We start from the raw sequence: 14,290 nt of genomic DNA, 5'->3' as shown, positions 1-14,290 counted from the left end.
GGCTTACTCATCGTAGTGTGAAAAATAGGTTTTGGAAAGCTCCATCGAACAGAGCGAGAAATGCGCTGTCAATTTTGCTAAAAATTCATCGAGTTTTTGATACACACTTCCACCCTCTTCTATCTGCATCAAGCTTGCGACATTGGTGAGTTTCAGCGATGAAAACGCTTGAAACACAGGCTCTTCGTAACTGCTCAGGTACTTTTTACTCTTCGGAAGTGCTTTGAGATCTTCCAAAAGCTCGTTGGTTAGGTAAGCAATCGACTTTGGAAATTGCGGGCTGAGAATCAAAAACTCCAACACATTGTCCAACTGAAGCGAGCTTTTGTACTGCGTTCGGTACGCATTAAAACTCTCACACGAATTGAGCATACCTTCTAAGATGTCGTAGCTTGCGGACTTTTCATGTTTGACACAGAGCATCGAGCGCGCTTTGGAGATCGTCAAAAGTGCAGACTCCAGCTTATACCCGATGTCATACAAAATCAACCCCTGCTCTTTGTACATGCTCTCTTCGACCAGCTCTTTGTAGGCAACAAGGTAGAGCAAAAATTTATCGAGTTCGCTTAAAATCGTCTGCGTCGGAGAGTTGATTTTGCGCATAAAGATTTTCCACTCTTTTTGCATCTTGTCAAAGAGCTTCCACGCCTCAATCGCCAGCAGACTTTTGATCGAGACATTCGCGCTAAAGAGCATCTCCATCGTAAAAGAAAGTCCCCCTTGCTTGCTTTTGTCTTTGATGAGCGACTCGATTTCACTCATTTGATTGTACACACTTTTTTCATCCAAAAAGCCCGGATATGTCATCGTTAAATGGGTCAAGGATTTTTCCAAAATCAGTTGCGATTCGTGCGATAAAGCCCCTTCGTAGCGGCTGAAATTGGTCATTTTTTTCACCACATAGCGAATGAGGCGAATGGTCGTAATCGTACGACAGAGGTAGCGCCCCAACCAAAATAGGTTTTCTGCTTTGCGCGTGGGCATCGTGTGAATCGAGACATCCACATAAGGAAGCGTGTTGAAAATGGAGCTCATATCGATCGTGTCATCTTCCCCCAAAATCCACAAATCTTTACTCGTCCCACCTTTTTGAGATGAGACCAAAAGGGCATCTTTGGAGGCAGAAACGCGCACCAGTCCTCCATTCATCACCGTGTAATTCTCACTTTTTTTCAGGGCATACGCACGCACAACGGCGTTGCGAGGCTCGATTTTCCCGTTGGCATAAAAAGGAGTCGTGGAAAAACTGATCTCCTCTTGCGCAACGTACTGGTGAGGGTTTTGGAGAATGCTATGTTTAAGCTGCTGCTTCATCTCATGGGAGAGTTTTTTCACCAAATGCGTCTGAATCGCCTCAGTGCGGTCAATTTTTTTGATGATGAGACTGTCAAAATGCTCAAGCACATACTCCAACTCATGGCTCTGCCCACACCACCACGTCGCGATCTGTGGCAGTAAAAGCTCTTCATTTAAAAAATAACGACAGATGCGCTCCATAAACGGGTTCAGCCCGATGTTTTCCACAATCGCACTGCCGATGGGGTTGATCATACCAAGATTGCCCTGCCTTAAGCAGTCAACCAAACCTGCCACGCCCAATTTTGAGTCATTAAGAAGCTCAAGGGGGTCGCAAAAGCGATCATCCAAACGTCTTAACAGGGTGTTGATAGGCTTTAGCCCACTCAAACTCTTCAGCCACAATGCGCCATTTTTAGAGAGCAAGTCATCGCCCTCAACCAAGTTGATCTCCAAAAAAGAGCTCAAATAGGCATGTTCAAAGTAGGTCTCACTTAAAGGTCCCGGAGTCAGCAGTGCCGCTTTGGTGATGTCGCCTTTGGAGAGTTTTTTCAACAGTTTTTTAAACTCATCGATGAACGGAAGCAGTTTTTTGATCTCGTGTTCTGGGTAGAGGTCTTTAGAGACGATGTTCATCGTCAAGCGATTTTCAACGGCATATCCAAGCCCTGAGGGCGCTTGGGTGCGATCATTGATGACCCACATTTTCCCATCAGGCCCTCGTGCCATATCGAGCGCGTAAAAGTGAAGCTGAAAATCTTCCATTGATCCCAAAGTGTGAACAGCAGGAATAAACCCTTTATGCCCGTAAATCACCTCGGCAGGGATGATGTTCTCTTTAAGCAGTTTCTGCTCGCCGTAGAGGTCTTTTAAGATCAAGTTGAAGAGTTTTGCGCGCTGTTTGATCCCTTGTTTGATCGCTTTCCACTCCGTCTTCGTGATGACAAAGGGAATCGGATCCAAACTCCACGGACGATTGCCATTGCCCTCAGGGTCGTTGTAGACGTTGTACGTGACACCATTGTCTTCCAAATGCCACGCGATTTCTGCTTGTTTATTGGCGAGCTCCTCAGCACTGATCGCTTCAAGGCGTTCTAGAAGCGGTTGCCAATGCTCCCTGACGCGTAACTGCGCATCGAGCATCTCATCAAACTGCGAAGCCGAACTGTAATTATCTAAAAAATTCATCTATTTGGCATTCCATTTACGTCTAAGATCTAAGGTGTGTGGAAATTCACTGCTGATCGGCAGTTCTTGAAACACAAACTGTTTGAGCGCTTTGGGTTTATGCACGACAACGGTGCGTTCACTGCCCTCAACCACATGGGGTATCACGGAACTGCTTTGGTACTCTGCTTCACCTTGGGTGTGGTTGAAGTCCCAAAAACGGTTGATGCGACGGGATTCTGCTTCATAGCTGTTCACAGGGAAGGTGTCATAACTTCGACCTCCTGGATGGGCTACAAAGTAGGTCATTCCACCGATGGAGCGTTTGTTCCATGTATCGACGATGTCAAAGACCAAAGGCGTGTCGGCACCGATGGTTGGATGCAGTGCAGAGTATGGCTCCCACGCTTTGTACTTCACGCCAGCAACGAACTCGCCTTCCATGCCTGTAGGTGCTAGAGGAATCGCCACCGCGTTACATGTAAGCGTGTAGCGCTCAGGGGTGAAGTTTTGCACTTTGACTTGTACGCGCTCCAACGAAGAGTCCACATAACGCGCCGTGCCTTGCGAACTGCTCTCTTCACCCAATACATTCCACGGCTCGATGGCGGCACGAAGTTCTAGGTGCATATTTTCAATCGTGGTCATTCCATACAATGGAAAGCGAAACTCAAAGAAAGAATCAAACCAATTTAACTCAAACGCATAGCCTTCCGCTTGTAAAAATTCGACAATATCACGTAAGTCTTCTTTGACATAGTGCTCTAACAAAAATTTATCGTGAAGCTGTGTGCCCCAACGAACCAATTTGTGTTTGTACGGTTTTTTCCAAAAGAGTGCGACGAGCGTGCGTACCAAAAGCATCTGCAACAGCGCCATTTGGGCGTGTGGAGGCATATCAAACGCTCGAAGCTCTAAGATGCCCAGTCTTCCACTACTGGAATCGGGCGAATAAAGCTTGTCGATGCAAAATTCGCTTCGGTGTGTGTTGCCCGTGATGTCAGTTAGCATATGGCGGAAAAGTCTGTCGGTCAGCCAAAACGGAACCTCCTCATTTTCAGGAATCTGCGAAAAAGCGATCTCAAGCTCGTAAAGATTTTCCACCTTGCCCTCGTCCACGCGAGGCGCTTGGGATGTTGGGCCTATAAATGCACCGGAGAAAAGATACGAAAGTCCCGGATGGTGTTGCCAAAAGGTGATGAGACTGCGAAGCAGATCGGGTCGGCGAAGCAGTGGACTGTCTTCGGGTTTGAGCGCTCCAATCGTGACGTGATTGCCGCCACCTGTTCCCGTGTGTTTGCCATCCAGCATAAATTTTTCTGTGCCCAAACGTGACTCTCGTGCGTCTTTGTAGAGGAGTAAAAGATTATCGCTGAGCATCTTCCATGACGTCGCAGGTTGGATGTTCACCTCGATGACCCCGGGGTCTGGCGTGACTTTGATGTGATCGAGTCTGAGATCATGCGCAGGCTCGTAGCCTTCCAAAATAACCTTTACATGTAAAGATTCCGCAACGGCTTCAATGCTTGCAATCAGCTCTAAAAAAGATTCCGAGTGATTCAGTGGTGGAAGGAAAACATAGAGTTTACCCTCTCGCACTTCCGTACACAGTGCGGTGCGTACAAACTTTTCACGGTGATGTGTCGCTTCAATGCTCGCTTCTCCTGCTGATGCACAACGCCTTTTTGCCGCATCAGAGTACTCGCCAAGCGCTGCATACGGTGCAAAAAGGTCTGGTTCAGGATGAAGTGCCAACGCATCTTTAGGTTTTTCAGGCAAAGAACTCAGAGGAAGTCTCAGTCCCATCGGTGAATTTCCTGCACTCAGATAGACGTAACCTCTGCGCAATTCCCACGTTGATGTCATCCATTCGTGCTCGCCATAATTGAGAGGAAGCACGTAGCCCACAGGTGTGTTGAGCCCTTGTGAGAGCACTTTGGCGATGGTTCTTCGCTCCAACGAATCGGAAAGATCGGACTTCATCGGGTCAATGTCGATGGGAAGTTCAGACTCTTTGACGATGTAATAGAGCGGATCTTCGTAAGCTTCAACAATGTTTTGATCGCTGATGCCAAGGGTGAGTGAAAGCTTTGACAAAAAGCGTTTGGCGTCTTCGTTGGTGTAGCTGTACTCAGCGTTCATATCGGCAAGAAGGTCGGGATTGTGCCAGATGGGTTTGTCATCTTTGCGCCAAATGATAGACGTTTGCCATCTCGGAAGCGGCTCTCCGGGGTACCATTTGCCCTGCGCGTAATGGAGCATGCCCCCTTTGGCAAACGAGTTCAATAATTTGCGTGAAAGGGTGTCGGCAAGAGCGCGTTTGTGCTCGCCATCGGCTTTGGTATTCCACTCATCGCCTTCCATGTCGTCGATGGAGACAAAGGTTGGCTCGCCACCCATGGAAAGCCTCACATCGCCCTCTTCTAGGACTTTGTCGACCTCAAAACCAAGATTGTAAATAGCATTCCATTGGTCATCGCGGTACGGCTTTGTCACACGCGGTGACTCGAAAATGCGCGTAACGGTGTTGTCGTACACAAATTCGGTTTCGCATTGGTCGCTCAGCCCTTCTATCGCGTAAGCACTCTCAAAGGAAGGCGTGCAGGCTAGCGGTATGTGCCCTTCGCCTGCAAAAAGTCCACTCGTCGAATCCAGTCCGACCCAGCCGGCTCCGGGGATGTAAACCTCTGTCCACGCATGAAGGTCGGTAAAATCAGCGGCGGGGCCACTAGGACCATCGAGTGAAGCGACATCGGCTTTGAGTTGCACCAAATAGCCTGAGACAAAACGTGCCGCAAGCCCTAAATGACGAAGTACCTGCACAAACAGCCACGCAAAATCGCGACAACTGCCCAGTTTATTGCCCAGTGTCACTTCGCAACTTTGCACACCCGGTTCTAACCTGATGGTGTAGTTTAAATGCTGATTGATCGCGGAATTAAGATAAACCAAAAAGTCGATAATCGGGCGTTTCTTGCAATCCAAGGAGCGCACAAAAGAGCGCAACAGCTCGCCATCTTCGCTCTCTTCGAGGTAAGGTATCAGCTCTTTTTGAAGCTCTTTGGTGTAAAAGAAAGGAAACTCACTGGCATACTCATCGACAAAAAAATCAAACGGATTGATCGTAATCAAATCGGCGATAATTTCGACATCAATGCACAGCTCCTTCGTCTTTTCAGGAAACACAATGCGCGCGAGGTAATTGCCAAACGGGTCTTGCTGCCAGTTGATAAAATGGTTGTCAGGTTTTATTTTAAGGGAGTACGCCTCGATGGGTGTGCGACTATGTGGGGCTGGGCGCAAACGGATGATGTGTGGTGAGAGCGCTACATAGCGGTCGTAGTGGTATTCTGTTTTATGCGATAGCACAACTTTGAGTGACATAATAATCCTTTAAAACAGAAAGTAAAAACGCTTTACATGTAAAAATATTATAGCATGAAGTGAGGGGTTTGAGTGAGGAGTTTGGCTATGTATTAAGCAGTATTCTTCAGTCTTGCTTTAACGCGTGTGGACGTTACATGTAAAGATTAGTGTTGCCAGAGAGACTCTTTGGACGTGCGCTCCAACATCGCTTTGTAACTTTTAAACGCTCTGTGTGCTGTGTCGGGTACAAACGTGTTGTTGTGCAGTTTCACACTGCCCTCTTCGTTCATACACTCTTTGATGGCAATGTCGTAGCGTTTACTTAGCGGCAAGACTTTAAAGCTCAGGTTATCGAGCACTAAAGGCTCCTCTTTGTGCGTTGCAAACACCAACAAGATCATGTGCCAAAGCCCACGATCAGTGTCTTTGACCACGCACAACCCCATCTTTTTAGCCTCTACACCCAAGTCTTTCAGTGTGTAAAACTTTGTAATCACATAATCTTCACAATCCCCACCACCGTGCGCCAAAAACTCGCCTCTGCTAGCCCAGTATTCGTCTCTTCCATAGGTCTGCTCATCGTACGCACCCACAAAGGCATTAACGTAAAAGTTCACCGCTTCAAGCTTTACATGTAAAGGTTTGGGGCTGGTTTCGTTCATAAAACGCTCATAGTCTTTGAAAATGGCTTTGGATTTGGGGGAAGGTTGCGAGGAGAAAAAAGAGGAGGAGAGCTTAAACTCCCCTCCTAAAAGGCTTACATGTAAAAGAATGAAGCCTAGGACGACTTTAAAAAGCATTAATGAAAGTCAGTATGAACAATGGTATCTTGAATGTCGATTTTAATCGCACTATTCACGGTACTCTCGTAACGCGTAAAGCCTGCATCCGCTGTATCTGTAGAAGCTGTCCATCCTGTACCTGAGATACTATCATCACTGCCACCTAAGACTTTAAGAATCGTGCTTGCATCATCAGTGATACTCAAGACATCCGCTGGATTGATCGTAAGCGCAACACTCGCTTGCGTAAGGTCTAGCACTTCGATGCTATTGATTTTTGCATCCAAATCCGCAACATTGCTTAAGTCTACAGAGCCATCGGTGTTGATGAGAAGCGTATCGGTATCCGCTCCACCATCGATGATACTGTCGCTCGCGTCGTACACCAAAGTATCATTGCCAACACCACCATACAAGGCATCGCTTCCTGCGCCACCATCAAGGTAGTCGTTGCCGGCACCTCCATAGAGTGTATCATTACCTTCACCACCGTACAGATGATCATCACCAACGCCACCCGATAAAATATCATCTCCTGCTGTGCCAATCAGTGTATCGTTAGCATCTGAGCCCCATGTGACAGGAGTCGTAGTACTATCGAGTTTGATGCTTAGTGTTGCTTCATCCGTTGTACCATTTGGATAAACCAATTGGTATGTAAAGGATTCAATTTGTCCAACATTATTCATCAGTGCATCAGGTGTGTATGTGTAGCTACCATCTGCATGAACCGTTAATGTACCATACTCTCCATCGATAGTAGTACCTGTACTACTGACCGCTTCAAAGCTACCATTGTTTTCAATGTTCAGTGTTGTATTAACAGAACCAAGGACATCATCGCTTAAGATATTACCACTTGCCGTTGCCGCTTGTACTTCCATATAGGAGGCGGCTAAGGTTACTAAAATCACATCACTGACTTTAACACTTGGGTAACTATATCCAGAGAACCAATTACCAGATCTACCATTGGTATTAGCCGTCACAGAAATTTTGTAGTTTCCTTTGTCTAAATCTGCTACTGTAATGGTTTTGTCATTATTAAGTGCTGTACCGCTGCTAACGACTATATTATTACCATTGACAACTTCATAAAGCACCCAACTGTATGTCGCACTCGTATTATTTCCAACGGTGGTTACATCCACATTGAAACTAATTTTACCTGTTTCATTCTCATCAATGCTAAAGGTATCTGTTTTTGTTGTCGATACATTGTTGTAGTTATCGCTTGCCCCTTTAACGGTAAAGGTATCAATCAATTCTTCTGAAACAGGAGCAGGAGTGATCGTCACCTCTTTAATTGTTGCCGTAGCAACATTATCCACAGCATCCAACGTTGGTTGACCATTAATAGCAATGCTCAACGAAGAAGCTACTTTGTCGCCATCAGCATCGGTAAGATAATATTTAAACGTTTCCGTATACGAATCATCAACATCCATGCTATCTTTCACATCGCGATCTAATGTATAGGTGTAGTTTCCATCACTATAAACACGTAACGTGCCATACTGACCTTGAATGGTGCCATTTTCAATAGCCGTTCCATTACTTTCCCATGTAAGGCTTCCTGTAGTAGCAGGACCATCTTCGCCCCAATCTGCCTCAACACGTCCAATCGTTTCAGAGATAGTCGGTAAATCATCCGTTGAAGTAATTTTTGCAACCAAATCATATGAGTTGGCTTTATCTTCAAGCGTATGGACAGACGTCACAATTTCTCCGTTCGTATCAACAAAGCCTAAGATACTAAAGGTATAGGTATGACCCGCTATCTCTTGTGAAAACGTTGCATTTTGAATGGTCACAATGTCTGCATTTTTCATCGGATCGTTATAGTCATTACTTGTCTCATTATGCTCAAATTGAACCGCATGAGAAATCAGGTAATCGACACCATTAATGGTAACCGTAAAGTTCACTTGAAGATCGGCTGATTCTAACGTATCACCCTGTATAGGAAAATTATTATGTGTAAATGTTCCTACTTTAAAGGTTGAGTCAATCTCGATACCGTTATTACTTCGAAGGGATTCATTATCTGCAAATACATATCCAGAACCATTAGAATCACCCCATTTAATGATATCGTTATAAGCATCAGTGTCGTTATTGGTTCCAGTGTAGTTATCACTACCAGAACCTGTCGTATCAACATTCACCCATCCTGCTGAAAATTTACCAATCATCACTTCATCAACAGAAACATTAAGTGTTGCCGTACTAGTAAAGCTATCTGGTACATCGTTGACTGCTGTCACACTTGGGTCTGCACTGACAGCTGTTCCATTGACTGTGCCATCATTTGGTGTCAAGGTAAACGCTGGTAATTCTGTACCTGCATTGACCAAGGCAAGACCTTCGGCTGTGAGAGTGACATTTCCATTGCCATCCAGTGCATAATGTGTGGTATCACTAAGGGTTACGGAAACAGGATCACCATCAGCATCACTGGTGGTATACGTTGCTACGATTGAGCCAACCACATTGGTACTCTCATCTTCAGTAAAGTCATACGCCTGTGTCAAGGTAATCGTTGGTGCATTATCATTAACATTCGTCTCATTCAAGTTAACCGTAATATCCGTTGTTTTTGTGCTATCGGATGCGGTGACCGTAATGGAATGAGCGTTGGTCGCTGTTTCATAGTCATCTGCAAACGAAGCAACACCTGCTGCGGTTAAGCTGATCGCACCTGTCGTGGTATTGATCGTATAGAGATCATTGCCATTAGCATCTTGAACATTCGTTTTAATGCTGTAGGTAACGCTATCACCATCGGCATCTGTCGCTGCAACGGTTCCTAGAACAGTCGTTGTTGTAGCGTTTTCGGCATAACCAAAGGTATAACTATTGACTATTGTTGTGTTATGTGTAGGATCAACAAATATTGGTGCGTCATTCACGGCATTTACATGTACAACCGTATACGCTGTATTGCTATCAACGTCTCCATCATTTACAATGATAGAAATAACACGATCTGTTGTATCTGGGTCTTCACTACTGCTTGCATAGGTAATAGCTTTAAGGGCGTCTTGGTACTGTGCTAATGTTGCACTGCCTGACAATGTGACCACGTTTCCTATAATCGTTGCTGTAATACCATAAGAAGACAAATCGCCAACTACAAAAGAATCACCCTCTTTAGCATTTGTAAGCGTAACCGTTGCACTTTCAATATGAGTATCATCTACATCGCTAATGCTCACATCATGATCGACAATAGAAACGCCTGTACCATTTTCAGTGTAGCTTGTTTCAAAGCCTGTGTCAGTATTGGCTTTGAGGGCGATATTGTCCAAAAGAGCACCCAAAGAATTTTCAATACCTGTTCCTTCAAACGATAGGGTATTTTCACCGACACTAAGTCCTGTAGCTGTGACACTGATGCTGTACCAACCTGTTGTAACATTATATGTATAACTGACATTTAAGCCATCGCTTACATTGGTAATGGCAAGCACTCCTTCACTTGTATAACTCAGATCAAACGATTCAGCACCTAAAGTGACCTTCATACTACTATCGAGCTGAGCTTCAGGACGTGCATGATAATCAAAGGCTAAAGTTGCCGTTGTATCGGTTAGTGTAAGGTTCGTAGAGAGTTTCACAAGCCCATCAGAATCGAGTTCTGCCACGGCATGACCATCCGTAGCATTGACAGTAGCGAGGACATCGTTGTTTTGTACTTCTAAGTTATGTCCTGTTGTTGTCCATACAATGCCATTGTTTCCTGCAAAGGTTGAGCTTGAAAGAATCGTCCAACCTGTATCGCCAATGAGATGTTCAAAAGATTCGGTATACGCATGATTGCTTCCGCTAAGATCAAGGACAGGAGCATCGTTACGTCCATCAACGTTAATAGTTAAAATAGCGATACTTTTATCACCATCTCCATCCGTCACAGTATAGGCAAATTTTTCTTGAGGGTGATCATTTGTCCCTAATGTTTGAGCATTCGCATTAAGCGTATAGGTATAAGCGCCTGTTGCACTATTATAAGAGAGTGTTCCGTATGTTCCTTGCGTTGTTGTAAAGCTAACGGATTGGACACCATCTGCCCCTACTTTGTCATTATCAAGAACGTTGCCAGAAATACTGACGGCATCTTCATTGGTTGTTTGGGTATCTGCTTTTGCAATTGGAGCATCGTCCTCAATCTTAATCGTGACCGTTGCACTATCTGTTTTCTCGCCATCGGAAACGATAACTTTGAAGCTATCAGTTTCTGGACCTGCTTTGTCGATTGTTGCAGAAGTCAATGTATAGGTATAACTAAAAGTGCCATTGCTATAGTCTGTGATTTTTACTTTACCGGATGTTGTAGTAATTGTTTGATTAACAAGAGAGGCTAGAGAATGTGTTTCATCAATTACAAATGTTTGGGTGCCTATTTGAATCGATTTAATATCATCTAAGCCATCAACATCACCAATCGTAAAGGTTCCTGTTGCATTTTCTGAGGTAGCAGAAGCGTTTGTTCCATTAGGCAATCCTGACTCATACACTGTATCATTCCAGTTAAACCACCCATTCCCTGTATCAACAGAAATCGTTGGTGCATCGTTTGTTCCATTAACCGTAATAGTCAGTGTTGATGTAGAGGTCGCGCCATACTCATCGGTAATGGTATAGTAAAACGTATCTGTCAATGTTTCTCCATCATCAAGACCATTTACCGCACTGTTTCCATTGATCAATCCATAGGAATAGAACCCTGTTTCTTTATTGACGGTTAATATTCCATACGAACCTTGAACATCCAAGTTACCGAAAAACCAGCTAGGCGTTGTATCACTTTGATTGGTTCCCACTGAAAGAATTTTACTTACATCAATATCAGCGCCATGGTCGACATCGGTATCATTGGTAAGTAGCTTTCCTGTTGCAACACCTTTCATGCCATATTCAAATATCGTTTCATCTCCACGTTCTATGACACTGTTGGTATCAACTTCTGCTACTGGTGCATCGTTGGTTCCTGTAACAGTAATCGTGACCGTTTGCTCTGTGGTTGTTGCATCATGGCTATCTGTGGCTATCCACGTAAAGGTAACCTCTTTCGTTTCACCTTTTGCTAAAGATTGGTACGCCTCATCGCTTGCATCAAAGGTGTAATTTCCATTAGAATCAAGCGTAAATCCTGCTGGTGCATCTCCCACTAATGAATAGGTAAGGGTTGTGCTATCATCGTCATTGTCAATATCATCTGCAACCAATTGTCCATAAACAATACTATCCTCATTCACACCAAAATTATCTTCTACTGTTGCGACTGGTGCATCATTCGTTCCTGTCACGGTTATAGTTACGGTTTTAAGCTCAGACGTATTCGATTCTCCATTAGCCTGTGTGAAACTATCATCAACGGCATAGTATTGGAATGTAATTGTTGCAGTTTCGCCTACAGCTAAAGCATTGAAGTCACCCGTGATACTATAGGTTCCATTAGTATTGACAATAATGTTATCAATAGTAATATCAGCATCGGATTCGATGGTATAGGTAACGCTTTCCCCTTCTTCTGTCTCATTATTATCCATTACTGCATAGAACGTATGTCCATCATTGACGTCAGCATCCGTTGCTACAAGTTTGAGATCACCTTCAAAAGTAAATATGTCTGTACCATTTGTTTCTGTTGCACTTACTTCAACGTTACTTACTACAGGTTGATCATTGGTTCCTGTAATTGTAAGCGTAACGGTTGCTGGTGCGGAAGTGTTGGACTCACCATTGGTTTGGTTGATGCTATCATCTATCGCCACATATTGGAATGTAATTGTGACAGTTTCACCTGCAGCAAGGGCATTGAAATTTCCACTGACGGTATAATCACCTGTCGTTTTGTCAATGCTAACTTCAAGATTTGTAATTTTAGTAGTATCAATATCGGTAGAAGATAGTGTTACATTGCTATCGGGTGCTAGCGCGTAAGTATGGCTATCGCTAACATCGTCATCTTGAACCTCAGGAAGGGTACCTGCAAAGAGTGTTGTCACATCAGATGAGACAGCGTCTGATGCTGATGACTCATATTCAGCATTTGTTGCAAGCGGTTCTACATAGCCAACGGTTTCAACATTCGTAATTTCACCACCCGACACATAGGTAATCTCTAAGTTTGAATCCACAGCAGTGTCATCATCGTTCATGACGCCAAAAGTAATTTCATGGGTTCCTGCTGTTGTAAACGTGTAGGTAAAGACGCCACTATTCGTATCGCCTTCATCGGAAACGCTAGCAAGCAATGAAATGGTTTGCCCATCAATGACGACAAATGAAAAGTCATTATAAGAAGCTTCATCGCCTTCTTCATCGTTAAATGTCCAGTTAAAGGTTACGGTCTCACCGGCAATGGTATTAACGGTAAATTTGATAGCAGAACCATCTTGTGGATTATTGCCATCCCCTTCTGTAAAGAGATTTCCGATTTCAACCAGCCCTTCTGGACTGATAAACGCATTGATTGCAGCTAGGTCAATACCATCTGTACTACTTATCTCGTTTTCATCATCATTGGAATTAACAGATGTACCAAGTAACCATGATGTAACCTCATCGCTTCCAATGGTGACATCACTCACAACCGGTTGATCATTCGTACCAGTGATAACAATCGTCACGGTAGCAGGAGCGCTGATTGAGCTTGCGTTGGTTCCATCGGTGCCATCAAATCCTTGTCCATCATCGGCAACATATTGGAACGTGATGGTCGCACTCTCGCCTGCGGCAAGGGCGTTGAAGTCACCGGTAACGGTATAGGTTCCGTCTGCATTGACAGTGACAGTAGGGATTGACAATCCACTATCCACACTGATACTATCGGCAACAAGAGCATAGGTAAGCGCGTCGCCATCGGCATCGGTTCCTGTAGCTAGATTTCCAGTAAATGTATTTTCACCATCAAGCGCTTCGATCATAGCGCCTTCGAGACTTCCTATGACAGGGGCATCGTTTGGATCAACCTGAAAGAGTCCCGAAGCAAAGAGCGTTGCACCACCTGCACCGTCTCCAAGGTCTCGCTCACTACCCGTAACATTGCTCTCCGTACCCCCTGCGACATACTGCGCTGTTGCAAAACCTGAGATCAAGTTCGCGCCACCAGGAGCACCTTCGCCACCGGCTGCGGTCTCTTCAAGGTTGGTGATGTCTTCACCACGAAGCAAGGCTTCTTGAATCTCTGCGGCACTTTTACCAGCACTGACAGCACTGGCGGTTTTTTGTGAGATAACAGCTTCATCACCAAACGCTTCACCTGCGGCGTAAACACTTTTATCAAGGAGTAGACCATCATTGCCACCCAAGGCGATCTCACGACCATCGGCGAGCATGAGTGTCGCGTGAGAGCCTGCACCAACGGTGCTAATAGTATCTTGGTAATTGATCGTATCACCTACTTTTAAGACTCTCTCTTCACCCATTGCGTTTCGTGCGATGACGATACCGCTAATTTCTTTGATTGTCCCGATTGAATGTGCCATGATGCTACTCCTATTAGAATTTTATGATGAGATCATAACGCAATTACAAAAGTGTGACTATTGTACTTTGGTACAATAGATTTTATGTGAAGTAAAAGCACCCAAGGTGCGTGGGCATTCCGCCGAGGAAAACCAAGTGTTAGCGTAGTTTTTAGAGCTTGGCTTTAAAAGCGTGTTTAGCGTTCT

At 44.7% G+C, this 14,290-nt stretch carries 4 protein-coding genes; all 4 read right to left on the bottom strand.

Annotated features, from left to right (window positions below; genetic code table 11):
• Positions 1-3: 3 nt before the first annotated feature.
• The 4 genes from JU57_RS05065 to JU57_RS05050 all read right to left on the bottom strand — a co-directional run bounded on the left by JU57_RS05065 (position 4) and on the right by JU57_RS05050 (position 14,104).
• Positions 4-2,484: a circularly permuted type 2 ATP-grasp protein gene (locus tag JU57_RS05065; RefSeq protein ID WP_037957802.1), complete on the bottom strand. Its 2,481-nt coding sequence runs from the start codon at positions 2,482-2,484 to the stop codon at positions 4-6.
• Positions 2,485-5,847, bottom strand: a complete 3,363-nt coding sequence (locus JU57_RS05060; RefSeq protein WP_037957799.1) for a transglutaminase family protein — start codon at positions 5,845-5,847, stop codon at positions 2,485-2,487.
• Between the two features lie 146 nt (positions 5,848-5,993).
• Entirely contained in the window at positions 5,994-6,629 is a 636-nt protein-coding gene (locus JU57_RS13700; RefSeq protein ID WP_051906617.1) for a transglutaminase-like cysteine peptidase, read from the bottom strand.
• Positions 6,629-14,104 carry a BapA/Bap/LapF family large adhesin gene (locus tag JU57_RS05050; RefSeq protein WP_037957797.1) on the bottom strand — a complete coding sequence of 2,492 codons (7,476 nt, stop codon included), beginning with the start codon at positions 14,102-14,104 and terminating at the stop codon, positions 6,629-6,631. The genes JU57_RS13700 and JU57_RS05050 overlap by 1 nt, the downstream gene beginning before the upstream one ends.
• Positions 14,105-14,290: the final 186 nt, after the last annotated feature.

Source organism: Sulfurospirillum sp. SCADC, assembly GCF_000743525.1.
Lineage (GTDB): Bacteria > Campylobacterota > Campylobacteria > Campylobacterales > Sulfurospirillaceae > Sulfurospirillum.
This window is presented reverse-complemented; position numbering and strand designations above follow the sequence as displayed.